Raw genomic sequence first — 19,939 nt, forward strand, 5'->3', positions numbered from 1 at the left:
CCGGGCCGGCGTCACCGCACCGACGGTGTCGTCGCTCAGCGGGCGAGCTCCCACGACCGGCGCGCGGTGCCCCCCGCACGCCGCTGCACGACGAGGTCCATGAAGGCGACCAGGATGTCCCGAACCGAGTCGCGGTTCCGGGCGTCCAGGGCGATCACCGGGACCTCGTCGCCCAGGTCGAGGGCCTCGCGCACCTCGTCCAGGTCGAAGTGGTGCGCGCCGTCGAAGTGGTTCACGGCCAGTACGAAGGGGGTTCCGCGCTCCTCGAAGAAGTCGAGCGCGGGGAAGGAGTCCTCGATACGGCGGGTGTCGGCGATGACGATCGCGCCCAGGGCGCCCTCGACGAGGTCGTCCCACAGGAACGAGAAGCGGTCCTGCCCCGGTGTGCCGAAGAGGTAGAGCACGATCGACGGGTCGAGGGTGATCCGCCCGAAGTCGAGGGCGACGGTCGTCGTGGTCTTGTTCTCCACCCCGACCAGGGAGTCGACGCCCACGGACACCTGCGTGATCGCTGCTTCCGTGTCCAGCGGCTCGATCTCCGAGATCGCGCCGATGAACGTGGTCTTCCCGACGCCGAGCCCGCCGCTGACCACGATCTTCACGGCGAGGGGCACAGGCTTGTCAGAGCGCCCGAACATGGTCCCTGATCCTCTCCAGGACGTGGAGCGGTAGCTCCTTGGTTTCTTGGCAGACCAGCAGCCCACCGACCACCAGGTCGGCGATCAGCACCTTCGCCACGCCGAGCGGGACGCCGATCCGGGCGGCCACCTCGGCCACGGTCGCCGGTTCGGCGCACAGCGCCACGATCCGCCGGCGCTCGAACTCCAGGGTCTCGGTCTGCGCGCCGGGCGCGGCGGCTACGAGCGTTTCCAGCCGCAGCCCGTCGTGCAGCGGCTGCACCCTGCCGCCGGTCATGATGAACGGCCTGACGAACAGGGCGTCTTCGTCGGCTTCCTGGCTCATCGCGGCAGGCCCTGGCGCAGGTCGGCGATGAGGGTGGGATTGAGCAGGTCGCCGGTCCGCTCGGCGAGGACTGCCATCTCGTAGCCGACGAGGCCGAGTTCACCGCTGCTGTCGGCGAGCACGCCCAGGCAGCTGCCGTCGCGGATCGCCGATGTCGCCGTCGCGTTCGCGCGCGGAGAGGCGGCGGGACAGTCGGGCCCGGGCGGTATCGGTGGCGGCACTGTGCCGGGAGCATGGTGCGGAAACGGTCGATCCCGGCGAGGCGTCAAGGGGCGGCTCTGACGCTGGATCAGCCCAGCGTCAATCCCTAACGAGGCGTCGGACGCCAGGTTACACGATGATGTGGTTGTGGTACGGCTGACAGCGGGCGGTCACCGTGTGTCCGCGCAGGTCCGGGCGATCTTCGGACCGTCTCCGGTTCAGCCGAAAGAGTCCGGGTCGAGCGGTCGGCCCATGTGGCACCGAGTGGCGTGTGCCGAGACGCGCGCCCGTGGGCGCCCGCCCGTGTGTTCTGTCTGCGTGCGCGGGAACGCGGAGCGACCCGGGGAGGTCGTGGATCAGTCGGCGGCACGACGCGAAGGTGCGCCTTGACGGCGCCGAATCCACCCGCGCGGATCCGGCGCATCGGAACGAACCCGCCCGGCCGCGCCGGGAACGGCCGGGCGGCCCGCTGCGTCCTCGGGATCGGGACGAGGGCAACGGATGGGAGCGGGACGTGGCGCGCAGAAGGCGGCTACCGGGCGGGGCCGTCGTGGCACTTGCGGTGGGGGTGCCGATGGCGGCGGTGGGAGTGGTCCTGGCGGTGGTGTTCAGCAGCACCGGGCACTCGCTCCGGGACGACGAGATGCACCACACGGTGGACCGCTACCTCGACGCCGTCGGCGGGAGCGACGGGCAGGTTCCCGCCTCCGGGCCGGACAGCGCCTGTCCGGCGGCGCAGGCCGATCCGACGCGGACCCTGCGCGGCTTCGCCCCGGTGTTCGGCCACCGGATCGTGTCCTCCGTACGGACCGGCGACAGCGCATCGGTCAACGTGGACCTCAGGCCGCGGGCCGGCGAGGGTGCGCCGGTGGCCGTGGCACTGGAGTTGCGACGCACCGGGGACCGCTGGGACGTCTGCTCCGCCTCGGAGGGCCGGGTGGACATCGACCCCGTCCTGAGGCACGGCGTCGCCGGTGCTCCGGCGGAAAGCGGCTGATGGGAATCTGGTGTGAACCGTGGTCCCCGTCCGTCCGTGGAGTAGGTATGAGTCCCTCTGTTCCCGGGACGCCGGTCTTCCTCGCTCCGCCGGAAGCCGCCGTGCCGGACGCCCACCCGGTGGGTGCCGGGGCGGTCCGTGTCGTGTGGGCGCTGGGCGACGGCGGCCGTGACCTGGACGCGAACCTGGTACGCCTGGGTGCGGGGGCCGCCATCGGTGAGCACACCGAGACGGTCGTGGGAGTCCTGCTCGTCGTGGTCGCCGGCTCGGGCGAAATCCGTACGCCGGACCGCACCGTCCCGCTCGCGCCCGGATCCGTGGCCTGGCTGCCGGCCGGCGCCGAGCGGGCCGTCCGGGCGGGGACCGAGGGGCTGACCTACACCACCGCGCACCGCCGTCGCCCGCCGCTGAACATCACCCCGGGGCCGGGCTCGGACGCCGGAGAGCCGGCCTGCCTGCTGAACCTGGTGTGCGACGCGTGCGGGCGTCTGGCCACCGAACGCGACGCCCGCTACTGCGCCCGGTGCGGCACCCGGCTTCCCGCTCCCTGACCGGACGGCTGCCGGTCGGGCGCGCGGTCACCGCGCCCCGCCGCCCGCCGGCACAGGTGCCCGCGGCAAGGTAGTCCTCGACCCCGGCGGCTTGCGACGACCGCCCGTTCGCCGTGGTCTTGCGGCAGTTGTTGCCGTTGCCTGCCGGCGTCAGCACGAATCCGGGTGTGGAGGGGACACGTAGATCGCGGACAGCACCCCGTCGCCGATCACCTTGACCGGGACGGGGGCCGTGGAATCCACCAGTTTCAGGTCGTACGGCAGGTCCCGCAGTGCGAGGTCCTCGCCGAGGTAGGCCACCGAGACCGTGCCACGACAGGCGGAGGGCCCGGGCGGCGCGGTGTCGGGCAACCGGCCGTCCTGCGGGCCGGCCGTGTGGGAGGCGACGCCGATCAGGGTGTACGAGTATTCGTAGCGGGCCCCGCTGACGACGTTGGCCTCGTGCGTCTTCTTCAAGTCGACCCAGTAATGGGCGAGTTTGACCGAGACCGCCTCGCACGGGCGCTTGATGTCCTCCGGGGTGAAGTTCAGGCCCGAGGAGTCGAGCGTCAGGCCCCTGGTCTGGTAGTTGCCGCTGGTGCTGCGCAGTTGCTTCAGGTAGTCGGTCAGCTGCTCGACGCTCATTGCGGCAGTCTGCACGCACTCCTTGGACCCGGTGGGCGACGGGCTCGCGGCCGGGGCGGGGGAGCCGGTGGCGGGCGTGTAGTGCACGAGACCGGAGGGCGAGGGATCCGGGACCTTGGCGGCAGGCTCGCCGCCTCCCGAACATCCCGAGACGGCCAGCAGCGCGGCCACGAGGGTGGCAGGCCGTACGAATGACGCACGCGCGCGGTGCATGTGTCCCTCCAGGTGCGAATCGCAAGACGGCTTCACCAGGCGGATCTTCTCAAGCGCGGGTGGGCCCGCGCAGGCGTTCGGATCAGTAGCCGGGTCGGGGATCGAGGAACACCCGTGTCACACAGGGGCCAGGGGGTCGACCGTCGCCCGGCACCGCGTGTCGCAAGCGGGCTCGCGATGGGCGTGATCAAGCCACATTTCCGTCACCTGATCGGCTCGGCAGGACCTAGAGTGTGCGCGTGACCGAGCAGAATCGCGAACTCATCGCCGGCCGCTACCAGCTCGTCGAACGCATCGGCCAGGGTGGTATGGGCCGGGTCTGGCGTGCCCTCGACCAGCACCTCTTCGGACGTGAGATCGCGGTCAAGGAGATCCTCTTCCCGCCGGGCCTGGAGGACGACGATCGCGCCGCCCTGCTCCGGCGGTTCATCGGCGAGGCTCGCGCAGCGGTGACTCTCAGCCATCCCGGGATCATCACCATCCACGACGTCGTGGAGCACGATGGCGCACCCGTCATCGTGATGGAGCTGGTCCGCGGTCAGTCCCTGGCCGCCGCCATCCGCGGTGGCGGGCGGCTGCCCGTGCGGCGAGTGGCCGAGATCGGCGCCGCCGTGCTCGACGCACTGGCCGAGGCGCACAGGGCCCGGATCATCCACCGTGACATCAAGCCGGACAACGTGCTCCTGACCAAGGACCGTGTCGTCCTGACGGACTTCGGCATCGCCCATCTGGCGGACGCCACGACCAAGCTGAGCCACAGCGGGACCGTCATCGGCACGCCGCACTACATGCCGCCCGAGCAGTTGGAGGGCAAGCGTCCGACCCCGGCCGTCGACTTGTGGGCGCTCGGCGCGACCCTGTACCACGCCGTCGAGGGCTGTCCGCCGTTCGACGCCGAGGGTCTCCACGCCCTCGCCGTGGCCGTCTTCACCCGCCCGCACCGGCCGGCCGTCCACGCCGGCCCGCTCGCACCCGTGCTGGACGCGCTCCTCACCAAGGACCCGGAACAGCGCGTGAGCGCCGACGAAGCGGCCGAGATGCTGGCATCCGTACTGCGGTCCACCACGCCCGACCCCCATGCTCCCGAGCCGGGGCACGCACCCGAGCCGGGTTCCTCCAACGCTCCCGACCCGAGGGCACCGCGGACCCCGACGGTCCTGGACTCCGACGCCGGCGCCGGCACCCCGCAGCGCCCGCTGCCGGACCGGCCGACCGCTCCGCCCGTGCCCCCGGCCGAGGCGCCGGTCACGCGCGAAGCGACGTACGCACGGGAGGACGGCGCGCCGGAGTCCACCCGGCGGGCGCGCCCGTCCCGGCGCTCCGTGGTCCTGGCCGCGGTCCTGGCCACGCTCGTCACGGGCTCCGTCCTGACCTGGACGCTCACTCGTGACGAGGGCGCGCCGCACGGCGCGGGCCCGGCGGCCGGCAGCCGCCCGGCGGCCTCCTCCGTCACCGTGGTGATCGGGGTGGACGCACCGCTCAGCGGCGGACTCTCCTCGATGGGCGTCGGCATCAGGAATTCGGCCGAGCTGGCGATCAGGACGGCCAACGAAACCAAGCACGTCCCCGGGGTGACCTTCGAGATCAAGGCCCTGGACGACGGGGCCGACGCCGCGAAGGGCGCTTCCAACGCCGCCCGGTTCGTCTCCGACGAGAAGGTCCTCGGGGTGGTCGGCCCCCTCAACTCCGTCGTGGCCAAGACCCTGGTGGCGCCGCTCGCACAGGCGAACATGGCCGTCGTGTCACCGGGCAACACCGACCCCGTGCTGACGCTGGGCCGTGACTGGGCCGCGGGCACCACGGCGCGTCCCTACTCGACCTACTTTCGCACCGTCGCGACGGACGTCGACCAGGGGCCGTTCGCCGCCCGGTACCTGCACGGAGAGGCGAACAAGACCAAGCTGTACGTGGTGGACGACACGAGCGCCCACGGCGTCTCCCTCACCTCGGGCTTCACCGCCGCGTTCACGAAGCTCGGCGGGACCGTCGTCGGCACGGAGCAGGTCCGTCCCGCGGAACGGGCCTTCGCGGGCCTCGCCGAAAGAGTGCGGTCCTCGGGAGCCGACGCCGTCTACTTCGGCGGCTACTACGACACCGCGGCACCACTTTCCCAGCAGCTGAAGCAGGCGGGAGTGAACGTCCCCCTCATGGGCGGCGACGGCATCTTCGACCAGCAGTACCTGACGACGAACCCCAAGGCGGAAGGCGATCTCGCCACCAACATCGGCGTGGCCGCAGAGGGAACGACGCAGGGCCGGGACTTCCTCGCCCGGTACCGGAAGGCGGGGTATCCGGAAGCGGCCGGCTGGTACGGGCCGTATGCGTACGACGCCACCTGGACCCTCATCGAGGCGGTGAAGGCGGTCGTGACGGCCCATGGCGGCACCCTTCCCGGCGACGCCCGGGCGAAACTGCCGCCGGCCGTGGCACGGCTGGGTTTCGACGGAGTCACGGGCCGCGTCGCCTTCGACGGGAGCGGCGACACGGTCAACCGTCGGCTGACGGTGTATGCGGTGAACGGCGGCACCTGGACGACCGTGACGAGCGGACCGGCCGCCCGCTGAGCCGCCGGCCCCTGCCGCCGCCCCGGACGGGGGAGCGCCGCGCCCGCCGGCCCGCGTCCGGCGCGGAAACAAGCGCCCGCGGGGTACAACCGTGGGTGCCGGGGAGCGTGTGACGGGTGGGGCGTACAGGCCCGACCCCGGCCCTGTTCCGCCGGACAGGGACGCGCACCGGGCTTACGACTCCGACGAAGGGAACGTGACGGGCATGCGCAGCGTAGGAGTGGAGGAAGAGCTGCTCCTGGTCGACGCCGTGACGGGGGAGGCGCTCGCCCTCTCGGCCGCCGTGATGTCGGCCGCGTCCCGCGAGGGCGGCGGGGCGAATGCCCCGGCGGAGGGTGCTCTGGAATCCGAGCTCAAGTGCGAGCAGGTGGAGTTCGCCACCCGGCCCGTCCTGCGGATGGGGGAACTGGCCGAGGAGATCGTCCGCTGGCGGGCCGAGGCGGCACGGCACGCCGCCGACGCGGGTGGTGCCGTCGCCGCGCTGGCCACCTCGCCGCTGCCGGTGCGGCCGTCCACGATGCCCGGAGAACGCTACCGCTGGGTGAGCCGGCAATTCGGACTGACCGGCCAGGAGCAGCTCACCTGCGGTTGTCACGTCCACGTGTCCGTCGCCTCGGACGACGAGGGCGTGGGCGTCCTCGACCGCATCCGCCCGTGGCTGCCCGTCCTGACCGCTCTCAGCGCCAATTCACCGTTCTGGCAGGGCCAGGACAGCGCCTACGGCAGCTACCGCAGCCGGGTCTGGAACCGCCTGCCCTCCGCAGGGCCCACCGACGTCTTCGGCAGCGCCGAGCACTATCACCGGCAAGTGGGCGAGATGCTCGCGACCGGAGTCCTGCGCGACGAGGGAATGATCTATTTCGATGCCCGGCTCTCCGCGAGCTATCCCACGGTCGAGATCCGTGTCGCCGACGTCTGCCTCGAGCCCGACACCCCCGTCCTGCTCGCGGCCCTCGCCCGTGCCCTGGTCGAGACCGCGGCCCGCGACTGGCGCGCCGGCAGGCCTCCGGCACGCATCGACGTCGGTCTGCTGCGCCTCGCCGCCTGGCAGGCGGCGAAGTCGGGCCTGGACGGCCCGCTCCTCGACCCCCGGAGCATGCGCCCGGCACCGGCGGCGGTGGTCCTCGACGTGCTGCTGGACCACGTACGGGAGGCCCTCGACGACCACGGCGACCTCGCACTCGCACGCGCGGGCGTCGCCCACCTCCTCGAACGGGGCAACGGCGCCCGCCTCCAGCGCCGCTTGCTGCAGACCACCGGCGACCTGCGCGCCGTGGTGGCCGAATGCGCCCGCCTGACCACGACACCCGCCGCGTGACGGACCAGCGGCACGCATGAGGCCCGTCCGCCCGGCTCGGGAGCGCGCCGGGCCGGGAGACCCTGGGCTTCGTCCGCGGCCTGGTCGCTTCCCCCGGTCCGCATGTCGATGGATTTCCGGGTAAACGCGGTGTATGGGCACCTTGCAGCCAGGACCGGCCTCACACGAGAGGCGGAGGACCATGAGTGACGGCGACCCCGACCCGCGCCCGGCTTTGCTCCCCGATCGAGGAGCCGCTGTGGACGAGCACGGCAGGCCGCCGGGTGTCCCGTCCCGGATCGGGACGGGCGCCGGGCCCGCCGCCGATCCGGAGCGTGTGGAACGGGACCGTGCACGGAAACACGGGGTGGCTGAGGAGCCGTCGCCGGATGAGGCGGACCGCCCGCGGGGTCCTCGCCGATCCGGGGGCCGGTAAGAGCCCCGACGAGTCGTCGTCTGACGGAACCTCGGCAGGCAGTCGCGCCCTGTCCGACCGACCTGCGAGCCGATGAGGTTCCGCGGACGCCCGGGATCGCTCTCCCGCCAAGCCGACGTGCGGAGTTGGCATAACGGACCGCCGGTCCGTATTCTCTCACCCATGCGGACCGCTGGTCCGATTAACCTCGGCGGACCCCGAAGCACCGCTTCGCCATGCCTTCGAGCAGAACGGAAACCTTGATCATGAGCACCTCCATGGACCCCGTGGAGCTGTACCACCACGGTCTGACACTCCTCGTCGAGAAGGACATCCCCGGCTGGGTGGACCTGTGGGACGAGGACGGCGTCCTGGAATTCCCCTTCGCGCCCCCCGACCGGCCCCAGCGGCTCGAAGGCCGCCAGGCCGTGTGGGAGTACATGCGCCACTACCCCGAACACATCGACATCCACGACTTTCCCGACGTGACGATCCACCGGACCACCGAGCCCGGGACGATCGTCGTCGAGATGCGCGCCGTCGGCCGCCTGGTCGAGACGGACACCCCGTACGACATGACCTACATCGCCGTCGTCACGGTCAAGGACGGCCTCATCACCGCCTACCGCGACTACTGGAACCCCTTGTCCGCATCCCAGCCCGGCACCGACTTCACCGCGCCGAGGAGCAGGAGCACCCACTGATGGACCACCTCGACGCCGCCACCCTCGTCATCGGAGCCACCGGCACCACCGGCCGCCGCGTCACCAGCGAAGTCGTCGCCCGGGGTCGCCGCACCAAGGCCGCGAGCCGCAGCGCCGTCCCGGTGGCGGGAGCCCCGGCCGTCCACTTCGACTGGAGCGAGCCCGCGACCTGGGACGGAGCCCTCGACGGCATCGACCGCGCTTACCTCGTCCCGCCCATCGGCTCGTTCGACCCAGCCGCCGCCATGCTGCCCTTCCTCCGCCGGGCCCGCGCGTCCGGCCTGCGGCGCGTGGTGCTCCTCAGCTCTTCGGCGATCCCGGCCGGCGGTCCGGCGGTGGGCCGGGTCCACGAGGCCTTGCCCGGCCTGTTCGAGGAGTGGGCGGTGCTGCGGCCCTCCTGGTTCATGCAGAACTTCGCCGGCTCCGCCCCGCACGCCCGCAGCATCCGTGAGGACGGCGTCATCCTCACGGCCACGGGGAAGGGGCGGATCGGTTTCGTGGACGCCGAGGACATCGCCGCCGTCGCCGTCCGTGCCCTGACCGACGAGCAGGCACCCAACGCGGACCTGATCCTCACCGGACCGCAGGCGCTGACGTACGACGAGGTCGCCGCGACCATCACCGAGGTCACCGGCCGGCCCGTCGAGCACCGGCACCTGACCTTCGGCCAACTGCGCGACCGCTGGGCGGCCGAGATCCCGCTGGAGTTCGCCACCATGCTGGCGGACATGGACCGCGCCATCGCGGAGGGAGCGGAGGACCGGACCTCGGACACCGTCGAGCGGATCACCGGTCGCCCCGCGGGCACGCTCCGCGCCTTCGTGGAACGGGAGGTCGGACGGGCCGGCTGAAGATCCCGGTGCCGTCCGCGCGGCGCTGCCCCCCTCACCCGCCGCATATCATTCCCCGGGGCCGGGACCGGCCGAAGACCGAGGAGGACCCGTGGCTCAGCGTGCGGAACGCGCGGACGCCGTACGCAATCGGGAGGCCGTACTGGCCGCCGCCGACGCGCTGTTCGCCGCGAGCGGCAGTCCCCACAGCGTGTCCATGGACGAGATCGCCGTGGCCGCGGGCGTCGGCAAGGGCACCCTCTTCCGCCGCTTCGGCGACCGCGCCGGCCTGATCGGCGCCGTCATCGCCTCCCGCCTCGAACCCCTGCGCCTGGCCGTACGGGAAGCGCGGGAGGCGACCGGGTCCACGCCGCGGCAGCGGGTGCGGGACCTCCTCGACGCCTCTCTCCGCTTCAAGATCGAGAACCGGAACCTGATGGCGGCCGCGGAGGACGCCGGGATCGGCAGCCCCTACGAGGCGGAGCACTACGGCTGGTGGCACGAGATGCTCCGGGACCAACTGGAGGCCGTGCCCGGCGTCCGCGACGCGGACTTCACCGCCCACGCCCTGCTGGCGGCCATCCGCGCCGACCTCGTGGCGCACCTGGTCGACGACGCGAGGATGACCCCGGAAGGGCTCCGCTCGGCGCTCGCGGCGTACGTCGACACCGTGCTCGGCGCCCCGGCCGCCGACGAGGAGTGACTCGGACGGAACATCGCCGAGCAGGTGTTGCCGACAAGGCCCCGGGGCGTTGCGGCCCCCGCCGATCGGCCACCCGTCCGTTCACGCCTCCAGCCGCGCCAGCTCCTCGGCGCTCAGCGTCAGCTCCGTCGCCCCGGCCGAGTCCGTGACGGAGGCCGGGCGGCTGGCTCCCGGTACCGGGATGACGGCGGGCGAGCGGGCGAGCAGCCAGGCCAGGGTGACCTGTTGGGGGCTGACGTCGCGCTCGGCTGCGATGCGGTGGAACGCGCTGGAGGCGGCGCCTGTCGAGGCGGGGCCGGAAGGGCCGTCGAGGGAGCTGCGCGAGATGCCGCCGAGCGGGCTCCAGGGCAGGAAGGCCAGTCCCAGCCGCGTGCTCAGCCGCAGCTCGGGCTCGCTGTCGCGGATGACGGGCGAGTACTGGTTCTGCACGGAGACGAGTCCGTCGCCGAGGATCCGATGCGCCTCGAGGATCTGGTCGCACGTGACGTTGGAGATACCCGCGGCGCGGATCGTACCTGCGTCGAGCAGCCCGCGGAGCGCGCCGACGGACTCGGCCCAGGGCACGGCGGGGTCCGGTTTGTGCAGCTGGTAGAGGCCGATGGCGTCGACGCCGAGGCGCTTGGCGGAGAGCTCGGCGGCGCGCTTGAGGTGTGCGGGGGTGGCGGTGACGGTCCAACTGCCGTCGCCGGGGCGCCCGCGGCCGCCCTTGGTCGCCACCAGGACGTCCGAAGTGTCACCGCCGTAGCCGGCCAGGGCGCGGGCGATCAGCTCTTCGTTGTGGCCCGCCTCGCCGGCGTGCCAGTGGTAGCTGTCGGCGGTGTCGATGAGGGTGACGCCGGCATCGAGGGCGGCGTGGATGGTGGCGACGGCCCGCGCCTCGTCGGGGCGGTGCTCGATGGACAGGGGCATGGCGCCCAGACCTATGGCGCTGACGGTGTTGTGGCCGATGGTGCGGTACCGCATGGTGGCGCGACTCCTCGGGGTCGGGTGACGGCTCGGGGCCACAGTGCCGGCGGCCGTCCGCCGGCGGGGGAGGAGGGCAACTCCCTCTCCCCTGCCGGGGGGTGGACGCGTTCCCGGCCTGCTCACCCCATCCTGGAGGCCGGTCGCCATCAGCAGAAGTCCGTACCCGCTGGATGCGCATTAAGGAAAACTGTCGACCGACACCGGCCGGCCGGTCTCAACCGCGCGGCGGCGTGAGCCAGGTGCCGATGGTCGGCAGCACCTCGGGTCCACTGTCGCGGTCCACCGAGCCGACCAGGTCGGCGATGGTCACGCCCTGCAGCGAGGCGCGCCACGCGGTCTCGGCCTCCGCCATCACGCGGGCGATCCCACACGGTTTCGTGCACTTCTCCGGCGGCGCCCCCAGCGGGCCTCGCTGACGGATCTCGGTGCACACGAACGCGGGGTCCGCCCCGTCGACCGCCAGTACGACGTCGAGGACGGTGATCTCGGATGCCGGCCTGGTCAGCACGTACCCGCCGGTCTTGCCCTGTACGGAGGTGACCAGCTCCGCCCGGGAGAGGGCCTGCATCTGCTTGGCCAGGTAGCTGGCGGAGACGTCGTGCAGCAGCGCCAGCCGGGCGGCCGGGACCGGCTCGGACGCCGCGGTCAGCACCACGCAGCAGTGCAGCGCCCACTCCACGCCACCGGACAGTTTCATGCGCCCTCCTGTTTACCCGGACACACTCTATCCGCGTACAATCTCGGACAAGACTTGTCCGAGTTAACGATTCCCTTTACGGAGGACACGGCCATGAAGATCACGGTCATCGGCGGCACCGGACTGATCGGCTCCCGGCTCGTCGCCGCACTTCGCGGCGCGGGACACGAGGTCGTCGCCGCCGCCCGGTCGGGCGGCGTGGACCTGACCACCGGCACCGGACTGGACGAGGCGCTCGCCGGCGCGCACACGGTCGTCGACGTGACGAACTCGCCCACCTTCGACTCCGCGTCGAGCGACTTCTTCCGTGCCGCCACGGGGAACCTGCTGGCGGCAGGCGAGCGGGCCGGGGTCCGACACCAGATCGCCCTGTCGATCGTCGGCGTCGACCGGGTGCCGCAGCTCGACTACTACCGGGCCAAGACGCTCCAGGAGGACCTCCTCAAGCAGGGGCCGATCCCGTACTCGATCGTCCGCGCCACCCAGTTCTTCGAGTTCGTCGACGGGATCCTGTCCTGGACCGCCGACGACACCACCGTGCGGCTGCCCTCCACGCCCCTGCGGCCGATCGCGGCGGCCGAAGTGGTGACGGCCCTGTCCGAGGTCGCCACCGGCCGCCCGCTGAACGGGACCCTCGACATCGCGGGCCCCGACGTCATGCCCCTCGACCAACTCGGCCGCCTCACGCTGTCGGCCCGCGGGGACGTCCGTACCGTCGTCACCGACGACGGAGCGGGCCCGTTCGCACTCGTCGAGGGGGACGCGCTGACCGGCGGTCCCGGAGTGAGGACCACCCGCACCCGGTACGAGGCCTGGCTCGGCGCCCGCTCCTGAGGCGCGTCCGCAAGGCCGCCCGCTGTGGAACAGCTGCCTCCTTCTTGGACGCGCGCGCGACGGGTCAGGAGGGAGGCGCCGGCTCGATGGTGAAGAGATCGATGGCGCCGGTGATCTCGAGCAGCCGGATGAACTGGGGGTTGGGACCGGCGAGATAGAGCCGCTGCCCGGTCTCGTTCGCCGTGGCGCGTGCCGTGAGGAGGGCGTTGAGGCCGGAGGAATCGCTGAAGGCCAGGTACCGGAGATCCACACAGACCTCGTGGGGATGGACCTCCCTCCGCAGGGCGCTCAGCAGCGCCTGGTGGAAGGCGGCGGCGCGGACGATGTCCATCTCGCCGTGGGGGCGGACCACGGTGACGCCACCGACGTCCTCGACGTCGATCGCTTCACTTCCGCCGTCATCGCCGCCGTCACCGTCGCCGTGATGGGTCCGCACCTTTTCTCCTCTCGTGCCTGCGACGGCCACGCTATGGCCTACGGACGGCGGCCGCGCACGGCACCACGTGCGCGGTGGGAGTCCGGCGGCCGGGCGGGTGACGGCTCGGCCCGGCTGCCGGCGGTGCGTACGGCTCGGAAGTGGGCATGGTCGTGCGATGCGCGGGGCCGCATGGAGCGAGGACTTGCGGACCGCGGGTCGGCGCCGCCGTGTCAGTGCGGCGCGGTTCGGCGGCCGAACCAGTGACTTCGACGGTGGGGGGCGTCGGCGACCGGAGCGTCGTCGGGTTCTGCGGTCACCCCGTCGTGCTCGCGTTCACGGTCCGTGGCGGCCTGCTTGCGTGCCGTGTCCAGGTCACGTCGGGCCCGCGCCGAGCGGCGGGCTGTGCGGCGGACACCGATCATGATCAGGGCCAGGCCCAAAAGAGCTGCGGCTCCGACGATGATTCCGATGAGGAAGAGGGCTCCGGTGGAACCGGTGGCGTGATAGCCGAAGATCGAAAAGTCACCGCCGGCACCGAGCCCGTGGGAGGGACCCGTATTGCCGAACACTCCCGCGAGTCCGACGACGGCGGCGGCGATCAGGATGATGAGGCCGAGGACGAGAAGCATGAACGTTCTCCTTGTATCCCGCGCCCGGGCGAGCCGCCGGACACGGTCGGCGCCTACCCGGGTTGTGAACCGGCATGTGGTGACCGGCCGCCTCGCCCGCACCGCACGTGCCTGCGTTCCGAGTGTCGGGGCGATGCCGTAGGGGTGACCGGCGTCAGGCAGGGAAGGAGCCGAGGAGGACGACACCGCAGGTCGAGGTGGTGATCCCAGCATGTCCAGACCCGTATGGACCGGAGTGCTCTCCTTCGGACTCGTCTCGCTGCCGGTCGCTCTGCACAGCGCCACCGACAGTCACACGATCCCTTTCCACCAGCTCCAGCGCGGCACCGCGGACCGCATCCGCAACCGCCGCGTCAACGAGCGCACCGGAGACGAGGTCGACAACGCGGAGATCGTCAAGGGCTTCGACACCGGAGGCGAGTACGTGATCGTCGAACCCAAGGAGCTCGACGACATCGCCCCGGGCCGGTCCAAGGCCATCGAGGTATCCGGGTTCGTCGACCTCGACACGGTCGATCCGATCTTCTTCGACAAGACGTACTACCTCGGGCCGCGGGGCGAGCAGCACGGCACGGTGTACGCGCTGCTGCAGCGGGCGCTGGCGGAGTCGAACAAGGCGGGCGTCGCCACGTTCGTGATGCGCGGCCGCGAGTACCTCGTCGCGCTGAAGGCGGAGGACGACCTGCTGACCCTGCACACACTGCACTGGGCCGACGAGATCCGCGACCCCCACCGGGAGGTCCCCGACCTGCCGAGCAAGACGGATCCGCCGGCGGCCGAGGTGAAGATGGCCCACCAGCTCATCGACACCCTCACCACCGACTGGAACCCCGAAGACTTCCGCGACACGTTCCAGGAGAAGGTCAAGGCGCTCATCGAGGCCAAGGTCGCCGGCGAAGCGGTCGAAAAGGCCGAGCCGGCGGCCCGGCCCACAGGTGCCGTCGACCTCATGGACGCCCTGCGCGCGTCCGTCGAGCGGGCCCGCAGCCCGAAGGACACCGGCGGGAAGGCCACCACGGCGGTTGCCGGGAAGACCCGCGAGGAGAAGAAGCCCGCGGCGAAGAAGCCCGCGGCGAAGAAGCGCGCCACCGCGCACGGCTCGGCCCGCGGGAAACCGTTGATGGCCCTGACCAAGGCCGAGCTGTACGAGAAGGCCGCGGCCGCCGGGATCGAAGGCCGCTCCACCATGAACCACGACCAGCTCGCCCGGGCTCTGTCCGCCGACGGCGGCTGACCCGGAGAGCGCCCGCGCCCGCCTTCGCGACCCGAGGGACTCGGTGCCGCCCGGTAGCCGTGTCCGCCAGGCCGATCCCGAGGATCTTGGCGAGTATGGAGATGACGAACCCGGCCGGCTCGGTCGCCGGGTGTGTGGCCGCGATCGGAGACCTGTGGCGGCGGACGACACCACTTCCAGTCTGGGCCCCGTCCTCGACGAGGGACATCTGGCCCAGGCCGGGGAACTGCCGCGACTCATCGAGGCCGCCGCCCGTGCGGCAGGGGCCGACGGGACCTCCGTGTACGTCGCCGACCTGCAGCAGATCCGGCTCGTCGCGCTTCCGCAGGAGGGGATGGCGGCGGACGAGGAGATCCTGGACATCGACTCCTCGCTCGGGGGCCTCGCCTACCGTACCCAGAGGGCCCAGCGGACACGGGACGGGTCGACGGCCTACCTGCCGATGATCGACGGGGTCGAACGGGTGGGGGTCCTCAGAGTCACCGCGCCCCGGCTCGATGCAGACGTCCTGCGCGCCTGTGAACACCTGGCCGACCTGGCCGCTCTGCTGATCGTCGTCAAATCCCTGCACAGCGACACCCTGATCATTCGCGAGCGCGCTCAGCCGATGAGCGTGCAGGCGGAGCTGGTCTGGGCCTTCCTGCCGCCCCGGACCATCGGCACCCGCGACGTCACGTCATCCGCGGTGCTGGAGCCCGCCTACGAGATCGGCGGGGACGCCTTCGACCACAGCCTCACCGACAGCGCTCTCCACCTGACGCTGCTCGACGCGATGGGGCACGACCTCGCCTCCGGCGGAGCCGGCGCCGTGGGGCTGGCCACCTGCCGCTCGACCCGTCGTTCCGGCGGGACCCTGCCGGACATCGCCACCGCCATCGACCGCGTCCTGGGCGAGTGGATCCCGGACCGTCTCATGACAGCCGTCATCACCGACCTCGACCTCCGCACCGGCCGGCTCTCCTGGATCAACTGCGGCCACCCGGCCCCCCTCCTCATCCGCGAGGGCCGCGTCGTACCCGATGCCCTGCACCGCAGGCCCCAACTCCCCCTGGGCCTCGGGTTCCACAGCTCGACGCCACCCATCTCGCACCAGCAGCGGCTCCAGCCGGGCGATCGGATCCTGCTCTACAGCGACGGCGTCACCGAGGCACGCTCACGCGACGGGGACCTGTTCGGAGAGCAGCGCCTCATCGACGCCGTGCTCCGCTCCGCCGCGGCGGGCGACCCCGCCCCCGAAACGCTGCGCCGCCTCATTCAGAGCCTCCGTGTCCACCAGGATCACCGGCTCCGCGACGACGCCACGCTCCTGCTGGTCGAATGGCACCCCGTGGCCCCCTGACCTCACCCGGGTCCCGACGTTCCGTCCCCGATACCGGCCGTTCGGCAGGACCGCTCGTACTCGATCTGGGGGAGCGGATTGCCGTCGCCGAAGTCGAAGGCACGCTCCTCGCCCGACTCGGAGAATCCGCACTTCGTGTAGAAGCGGCGGGAACGCGGGGTGTCGCGCAGCGTCCAGAGGTGGACCCGCGTGAAGCCGGTCTCGCGGAGGTGACGCAGGGTCGCGGTCATCAGGGTGGTGGAGGCACCACTGCCCCAGCCGTCGGGGTGGGCGTAGCAACTGTGGATCTCGGCAAGGCCCGGCCGGTCCCCGGAGGGACCACAGAAGGACAGGGCGACGGGGCGCCCGTCGTGGAGGGCGAGGAGAACCGTTTCCCGGCCCTGCCCGCCCGCGAGCCGCGCGTGCCATCGCCCCCGCCTGTCCCGCACGGCTTCCGCGGCGAATTCGGGTGCGAAGAAGGGGGCGTACGCGGCCTCCCAGGCCGCGGCGTGGATCTCACCGAGGACGTCTCCGTCCTCGGGCACCGCGGGACGAATGTGGATCATCAGGTCACTCCGGTCACCGGTCGTCGGTCCGCCCGCCCTGGCCCCGGCGGGCCGGTCGCGGGTGGGGTGGATCCCGCGATGAGGATGGCACGGCGGTCTGACACGCTCGTGGTACCGACGGGCGCGCGGGCCCACGGCCCGGTACGGGCTGCCCGTGGTTCGGGGCTTCGACGACTCGGCCCTGGGACCGCGCCCGCTGCCGCGCTGCGACACGCCCTTGCGACCGGCGGGCACGGGGCGGAGCGGCCGGGTCACCGGCCCGTGGACCTGCCCGAAGTCAGTCGGGACGCCTCGACCTCGGCCCAGACGGCTTTGCCGTGCTCATGGATGAGGGTGCCCCAGCCGTCGGAAATGCGCTCCACGATGTAGAGGCCGTGCCCGCCCGGGACTCCCCGCTGCGGTGACGGGTTGGGGCGGGGCGGCGTCGTCGTGCCGTCGAAGACCTCGATCCGCAGGACCTCGCCGGCCGTGAGCGCGAGCTCGATGCAACCACCCGCGTGCAGCGATGCGTTGGTGAGCAGTTCGGACACGAGGAGCAGGACGTCCTCCGAGGTCTCGGTCCCGTCCCAGCCCCAGTCCAGCAGGGCCTGACGCGCGAAGTCCCGGCCCTTGGCCACGTGACCGCGGACGCCGGACAGGGCGAGCCTGCGGCGTTGCCCCGCGGCGGAAAGCCCCGCGCGCGGCGGATCGCCCGTTTCCGGCCCGCTCGTTTCCACTGCGGTCTCTCACCCCCACCGTTGGCACTGATCGCTGCTGAGCAAGTCCGTGCAGTCTAGGCGACCGACCTCTCAGGGGCCCGTCATATGCAGCCGCAGAGTGAGGCTGTCGGCCGAGGCGCGGATCTCCACCAAGTCGCACAGCTGATGGATCATCCACAGGCCCCTGCCTCCGTGGGGCGAAGCCAGCGACGGGCGGCGGCGCCCCGCCAGCGGATCGGACAGGCGGCCGCCGTCGCGGATCTCGGCGACGACCCCGGCAGCGGCGGAGTTCCACAGTCGCAGCGTGCCCTTTCCGCCTCCGTGGGAAAGGGAGTTGGCCGCGGCCTCGCTGACCGCGAGGACGAGATCGCCGCGCCGCGCCGCGCCGAGGGCCGTGCCGCGGGCCCAGGTCTCGGTGTACTCGCGCACCTCGCCCAGCTGCCCGTGCGCGTACTCCAGCCCGGGGCCGACGCCGGCGGGTTCCGGCAGGGGGCGATCGCAGTCGGCGCAGACCACCGAAGCATCGACGTAGGCCTCGCTGAGCCGGTCCTCGCCCTTCTCGATCAGCGTGGGGTGGGTGCGCCGGGCGTCGGCCACCACCGCGGTCGGCAGGCCCACGACGTCGTACGGGCACAGGACGGTGGCCCGCCGGCCCGCGAAGGCGGTGTTGATGAGGGCCTCGTGGCGCGTGGCTTCCAGAACCTCGGCCCGGGTGCGGCCGGGCCAGATCGGCTCGCCCACGATCCGGGCGGGCCGTCCCTCGTGCCGGTCCGCGAAATCCCGCAGGGCGGCCAGGATCCGGCCGGGGTTGCGGCCCCATCGCGTCATGTCCGCCCACGTGACCTCGGCAGCCGCGCCCGTACCGAGGCTTTCCCGCAGGACGTCCAGACGCGGACCGGGCACGGCCACGAGCACCGGCTCGTCGGCTGCGAGAGCCGTGTGTATGAACCTGCCGACCCCCGCCAGGTACTCCGTCCGGTCCCGGTAGAAGAGGGCGGGGTGGACGAAGGCTCCGGGGACGGCGGACGAAGGAAGGCCGCTCATGCTGCAACCTCCAGTGCGGCGCATTCGTCCGGGAAGATCTCCGCCACCTTGCGGAGCGAGTACGGCGGGTGGTGGAGGAGCAGGCGACGCCCCTGCCCGTTGACGGTGGCGGTGGCCCGCACCACGGCGGCGACCGCCGCCGTGTCCAGGAAGGCCACCGCGGAGAGATCCAGGTGGACGACCCGCCCGGGGATCCGGGTCACGACACCGAGCGCCACGCGGAGCAGCGGCCGGGTGTCGAGGTCGCAGCTGCCCCGCAGGAGGGCGCCGGGGCGGTCGCGCAACGGCTCGGCGGTCAGCGCCGCATCCGCGGCGGGCCCCGCGTGCAGGCACCGCGAGACCGCGTCCGCCCAGCACGCGTCGTCGTAGAGAGCCTGCGCGCCTTCGGGCGGGAGGGCACCGTCGTACCGTTGTGGGGATGCCATGGCCGCCGCCTACTCCGAGAGCATTCCGGTGCGCAGCCGGCTCAGGGTCCGGGACAGCAGGCGCGAGACCTGCATCTGCGAGATGCCGAGTTCGGCGCCGATCTCGGCCTGGGTCCTTTCGCGGCCGAACCGCAGGTGCAGGATCAGCCGGTCGCGTTCGTCCAGCTTCTCCAGCAGGGGCGCGAGGGTGTGGAAGTGCTCGAAGAGTTCCATGGCCGGGTCGACGGCGCCGATCCGGTCCGCCAGCGGCGTCACCCGGTTCGGCGCCGTCGGTTCGTCACTGTCGGTGGTGTCCAGGGACCCGCTCGTGTAGCCGTTCGCGGCGACCAACCCCTCGATGACCTGCTCCTCCGACAGATCGAGGTGCTCGGAGACCTCCTTGACCGTCGGTGCGCGGCCCAGGACGTTCGTCAGGGCCTCCTGGGCCTTGGCGAGCTCCGTACGCAGCTCCTGGAGCCGGCGCGGCACGTGGACGGCCCAGGTGGTGTCGCGGAAGTAGCGCTTGATCTCACCGGTGATGTACGGGAGGGCGAGCGTGGAGAACTCGACCTCGCGCTCGGGGTCGTAGCGGTCGATGGCCTTGATCAGCCCGATGATCCCCACCTGGACGATGTCGTCCATGTCCAGGCCGCCTCCCACCGCGCGGGAGCGGAAGCTCCGCGCGGCGAACCGCACGAGCGAGAGGTTCATCTCGATCAGGGTGTTGCGGGCGTACTGGTATTCGCGCGTGCCCTCCTCCAGGGCGCGAAGGCTCCTGAAGAACAGCTTCGACAGTTCGCGTGCGTCGGCGGGTGCCATTTCCGAGGCGTTCTTCACCTCGGGCAGTGCCACGTCCGCCGTGGGGGTCCCCGTCGTGCCGGGCACCGCGAGGGCGTTCTGCTCTTCTGTTGCGCGCATGGGGCTCACGGCGGTGGCCGAGTGAGACATGGTGGCCGTTCCCTCCCGATCGACTGACGGCTGCCCGGCCGCTTCTGCCCCCTCGATCCGTTCTTACACAATCTCGTCGGAGATCGTGTGGAAGATCTTGTGTACGGTTCCGTCGAACAGG

At 72.0% G+C, this 19,939-nt stretch carries 22 protein-coding genes and 1 pseudogene; 10 read left to right on the forward strand and 13 right to left on the reverse strand.

The features are described from left to right. Nucleotides 1-35 precede the first annotated feature (35 nt). From ACFYZL_RS31075 to ACFYZL_RS31085, 3 genes and pseudogenes are all read right to left on the reverse strand, one after another. Nucleotides 36-638, reverse strand: coding sequence for an ATP/GTP-binding protein (locus ACFYZL_RS31075; RefSeq protein WP_388683575.1), 603 nt, complete (start codon nucleotides 636-638; stop codon nucleotides 36-38). Continuing rightward, nucleotides 622-963: a DUF742 domain-containing protein gene (locus ACFYZL_RS31080; protein WP_384748131.1), complete on the reverse strand. Its 342-nt coding sequence runs from the start codon at nucleotides 961-963 to the stop codon at nucleotides 622-624. Before ACFYZL_RS31080 ends, ACFYZL_RS31075 begins: the two co-directional genes overlap by 17 nt. Next, nucleotides 960-1,115 (reverse strand): annotated as a pseudogene (locus tag ACFYZL_RS31085) (dynein regulation protein LC7); the annotation flags it as partial. The gene ACFYZL_RS31080 and the pseudogene ACFYZL_RS31085, both read right to left, overlap by 4 nt. Before the next feature lie 599 nt (nucleotides 1,116-1,714). Between ACFYZL_RS31085 and ACFYZL_RS31090 the strand changes: the two are divergent. Beyond that, nucleotides 1,715-2,161 carry a hypothetical protein gene (locus ACFYZL_RS31090; RefSeq protein ID WP_388683578.1) on the forward strand — a complete coding sequence of 149 codons (447 nt, stop codon included), beginning with the start codon at nucleotides 1,715-1,717 and terminating at the stop codon, nucleotides 2,159-2,161. 47 nt (nucleotides 2,162-2,208) lie between these two features. Continuing rightward, entirely contained in the window at nucleotides 2,209-2,712 is a 504-nt protein-coding gene (locus tag ACFYZL_RS31095) for a hypothetical protein (RefSeq protein ID WP_384748135.1), read from the forward strand. Between the two features lie 150 nt (nucleotides 2,713-2,862). Here ACFYZL_RS31095 and ACFYZL_RS31100 read toward each other — a convergent pair whose 3' ends face one another. Then, on the reverse strand, nucleotides 2,863-3,549 hold the full coding sequence (locus ACFYZL_RS31100; protein ID WP_388683581.1) for a hypothetical protein: 687 nt from the start codon (nucleotides 3,547-3,549) through the stop codon (nucleotides 2,863-2,865). A 239-nt stretch (nucleotides 3,550-3,788) separates the two neighbouring features. Between ACFYZL_RS31100 and ACFYZL_RS31105 the strand changes: the two genes are divergently transcribed. The 5 genes from ACFYZL_RS31105 to ACFYZL_RS31125 all read left to right on the forward strand — a co-directional run bounded on the left by ACFYZL_RS31105 (nucleotide 3,789) and on the right by ACFYZL_RS31125 (nucleotide 10,062). Next, complete coding sequence (locus ACFYZL_RS31105) at nucleotides 3,789-6,113, forward strand: ABC transporter substrate-binding protein (protein WP_388683583.1); 2,325 nt, start codon at nucleotides 3,789-3,791, stop codon at nucleotides 6,111-6,113. 205 nt (nucleotides 6,114-6,318) lie between these two features. Continuing rightward, the gene (locus ACFYZL_RS31110) at nucleotides 6,319-7,431 is read left to right on the forward strand and encodes a glutamate--cysteine ligase (protein WP_384748143.1); all 1,113 of its coding nucleotides are present in this window, start codon (nucleotides 6,319-6,321) and stop codon (nucleotides 7,429-7,431) included. Between the two features lie 660 nt (nucleotides 7,432-8,091). Then, entirely contained in the window at nucleotides 8,092-8,529 is a 438-nt protein-coding gene (locus ACFYZL_RS31115; protein ID WP_388683586.1) for a nuclear transport factor 2 family protein, read from the forward strand. Further along, nucleotides 8,529-9,380: an NmrA family NAD(P)-binding protein gene (locus tag ACFYZL_RS31120; RefSeq protein WP_388683589.1), complete on the forward strand. Its 852-nt coding sequence runs from the start codon at nucleotides 8,529-8,531 to the stop codon at nucleotides 9,378-9,380. The genes ACFYZL_RS31115 and ACFYZL_RS31120 overlap by 1 nt, the downstream gene beginning before the upstream one ends. Nucleotides 9,381-9,471: 91 nt before the next feature. Further along, entirely contained in the window at nucleotides 9,472-10,062 is a 591-nt protein-coding gene (locus ACFYZL_RS31125; RefSeq protein WP_384748148.1) for a TetR/AcrR family transcriptional regulator, read from the forward strand. Between the two features lie 81 nt (nucleotides 10,063-10,143). Here ACFYZL_RS31125 and ACFYZL_RS31130 read toward each other — a convergent pair whose 3' ends face one another. Continuing rightward, entirely contained in the window at nucleotides 10,144-11,025 is an 882-nt protein-coding gene (locus tag ACFYZL_RS31130; protein ID WP_388683591.1) for an aldo/keto reductase, read from the reverse strand. A gap of 217 nt (nucleotides 11,026-11,242) precedes the next feature. Then, nucleotides 11,243-11,725 (reverse strand): RrF2 family transcriptional regulator, encoded by a 483-nt coding sequence (locus tag ACFYZL_RS31135; RefSeq protein ID WP_388683593.1) that lies wholly within the window; start codon nucleotides 11,723-11,725, stop codon nucleotides 11,243-11,245. 93 nt (nucleotides 11,726-11,818) lie between these two features. Between ACFYZL_RS31135 and ACFYZL_RS31140 the strand changes: the two genes are divergently transcribed. Beyond that, the gene (locus ACFYZL_RS31140; protein WP_384748157.1) at nucleotides 11,819-12,559 is read left to right on the forward strand and encodes an SDR family oxidoreductase; all 741 of its coding nucleotides are present in this window, start codon (nucleotides 11,819-11,821) and stop codon (nucleotides 12,557-12,559) included. Nucleotides 12,560-12,623: 64 nt separating this feature from the next. Here the strand turns inward: ACFYZL_RS31140 and ACFYZL_RS31145 are convergent, their stop codons facing one another. Then, nucleotides 12,624-12,995, reverse strand: a complete 372-nt coding sequence (locus tag ACFYZL_RS31145) for an STAS domain-containing protein (protein ID WP_388683596.1) — start codon at nucleotides 12,993-12,995, stop codon at nucleotides 12,624-12,626. A gap of 212 nt (nucleotides 12,996-13,207) precedes the next feature. Continuing rightward, on the reverse strand, nucleotides 13,208-13,606 hold the full coding sequence (locus ACFYZL_RS31150) for a hypothetical protein (RefSeq protein ID WP_384748162.1): 399 nt from the start codon (nucleotides 13,604-13,606) through the stop codon (nucleotides 13,208-13,210). A 211-nt stretch (nucleotides 13,607-13,817) separates the two neighbouring features. Here ACFYZL_RS31150 and ACFYZL_RS31155 point away from each other — a divergent pair, with 211 nt between their 5' ends. Continuing rightward, nucleotides 13,818-14,840, forward strand: a complete 1,023-nt coding sequence (locus ACFYZL_RS31155; protein WP_388683599.1) for a Ku protein — start codon at nucleotides 13,818-13,820, stop codon at nucleotides 14,838-14,840. A 154-nt stretch (nucleotides 14,841-14,994) separates the two neighbouring features. Continuing rightward, complete coding sequence (locus ACFYZL_RS31160) at nucleotides 14,995-16,179, forward strand: PP2C family protein-serine/threonine phosphatase (protein WP_384748168.1); 1,185 nt, start codon at nucleotides 14,995-14,997, stop codon at nucleotides 16,177-16,179. A 2-nt stretch (nucleotides 16,180-16,181) separates the two neighbouring features. On the opposite strand, the gene ACFYZL_RS31165 is transcribed toward ACFYZL_RS31160, so the two are convergent. The 5 genes from ACFYZL_RS31165 to ACFYZL_RS31185 all read right to left on the reverse strand — a co-directional run bounded on the left by ACFYZL_RS31165 (nucleotide 16,182) and on the right by ACFYZL_RS31185 (nucleotide 19,788). After that, nucleotides 16,182-16,724 carry a GNAT family N-acetyltransferase gene (locus ACFYZL_RS31165; RefSeq protein ID WP_384748171.1) on the reverse strand — a complete coding sequence of 181 codons (543 nt, stop codon included), beginning with the start codon at nucleotides 16,722-16,724 and terminating at the stop codon, nucleotides 16,182-16,184. 251 nt (nucleotides 16,725-16,975) lie between these two features. Beyond that, nucleotides 16,976-17,440 (reverse strand): ATP-binding protein, encoded by a 465-nt coding sequence (locus ACFYZL_RS31170; RefSeq protein ID WP_384748174.1) that lies wholly within the window; start codon nucleotides 17,438-17,440, stop codon nucleotides 16,976-16,978. A gap of 72 nt (nucleotides 17,441-17,512) precedes the next feature. Next, nucleotides 17,513-18,466: an anti-sigma factor RsbA family regulatory protein gene (locus tag ACFYZL_RS31175; protein WP_384748177.1), complete on the reverse strand. Its 954-nt coding sequence runs from the start codon at nucleotides 18,464-18,466 to the stop codon at nucleotides 17,513-17,515. Then, nucleotides 18,463-18,891, reverse strand: coding sequence for an STAS domain-containing protein (locus ACFYZL_RS31180; protein ID WP_384748180.1), 429 nt, complete (start codon nucleotides 18,889-18,891; stop codon nucleotides 18,463-18,465). Before ACFYZL_RS31180 ends, ACFYZL_RS31175 begins: the two co-directional genes overlap by 4 nt. A gap of 9 nt (nucleotides 18,892-18,900) precedes the next feature. Then, nucleotides 18,901-19,788, reverse strand: coding sequence for a SigB/SigF/SigG family RNA polymerase sigma factor (locus tag ACFYZL_RS31185; RefSeq protein ID WP_388683604.1), 888 nt, complete (start codon nucleotides 19,786-19,788; stop codon nucleotides 18,901-18,903). Nucleotides 19,789-19,939 lie beyond the last annotated feature (151 nt).

Source organism: Streptomyces sp. NPDC001717 (assembly GCF_042892775.1).
GTDB lineage: Bacteria > Actinomycetota > Actinomycetes > Streptomycetales > Streptomycetaceae > Streptomyces.

Coding starts and splice junctions, on each gene's coding strand:
- ACFYZL_RS31155 (WP_388683599.1), top strand. CDS start 13,818: ATGTCCAGACCCGTATGGACCGGAGTGCTCTCCTTCGGACTCGTCTCG.
- ACFYZL_RS31100 (WP_388683581.1), bottom strand. CDS start 3,549: ATGCACCGCGCGCGTGCGTCATTCGTACGGCCTGCCACCCTCGTGGCC.
- ACFYZL_RS31135 (WP_388683593.1), bottom strand. CDS start 11,725: ATGAAACTGTCCGGTGGCGTGGAGTGGGCGCTGCACTGCTGCGTGGTG.
- ACFYZL_RS31175 (WP_384748177.1), bottom strand. CDS start 18,466: ATGAGCGGCCTTCCTTCGTCCGCCGTCCCCGGAGCCTTCGTCCACCCC.
- ACFYZL_RS31165 (WP_384748171.1), bottom strand. CDS start 16,724: ATGATCCACATTCGTCCCGCGGTGCCCGAGGACGGAGACGTCCTCGGT.
- ACFYZL_RS31140 (WP_384748157.1), top strand. CDS start 11,819: ATGAAGATCACGGTCATCGGCGGCACCGGACTGATCGGCTCCCGGCTC.
- ACFYZL_RS31150 (WP_384748162.1), bottom strand. CDS start 13,606: ATGCTTCTCGTCCTCGGCCTCATCATCCTGATCGCCGCCGCCGTCGTC.
- ACFYZL_RS31115 (WP_388683586.1), top strand. CDS start 8,092: ATGAGCACCTCCATGGACCCCGTGGAGCTGTACCACCACGGTCTGACA.
- ACFYZL_RS31110 (WP_384748143.1), top strand. CDS start 6,319: ATGCGCAGCGTAGGAGTGGAGGAAGAGCTGCTCCTGGTCGACGCCGTG.
- ACFYZL_RS31130 (WP_388683591.1), bottom strand. CDS start 11,025: ATGCGGTACCGCACCATCGGCCACAACACCGTCAGCGCCATAGGTCTG.
- ACFYZL_RS31075 (WP_388683575.1), bottom strand. CDS start 638: ATGTTCGGGCGCTCTGACAAGCCTGTGCCCCTCGCCGTGAAGATCGTG.
- ACFYZL_RS31080 (WP_384748131.1), bottom strand. CDS start 963: ATGAGCCAGGAAGCCGACGAAGACGCCCTGTTCGTCAGGCCGTTCATC.
- ACFYZL_RS31185 (WP_388683604.1), bottom strand. CDS start 19,788: ATGCGCGCAACAGAAGAGCAGAACGCCCTCGCGGTGCCCGGCACGACG.
- ACFYZL_RS31120 (WP_388683589.1), top strand. CDS start 8,529: ATGGACCACCTCGACGCCGCCACCCTCGTCATCGGAGCCACCGGCACC.
- ACFYZL_RS31095 (WP_384748135.1), top strand. CDS start 2,209: ATGAGTCCCTCTGTTCCCGGGACGCCGGTCTTCCTCGCTCCGCCGGAA.
- ACFYZL_RS31180 (WP_384748180.1), bottom strand. CDS start 18,891: ATGGCATCCCCACAACGGTACGACGGTGCCCTCCCGCCCGAAGGCGCG.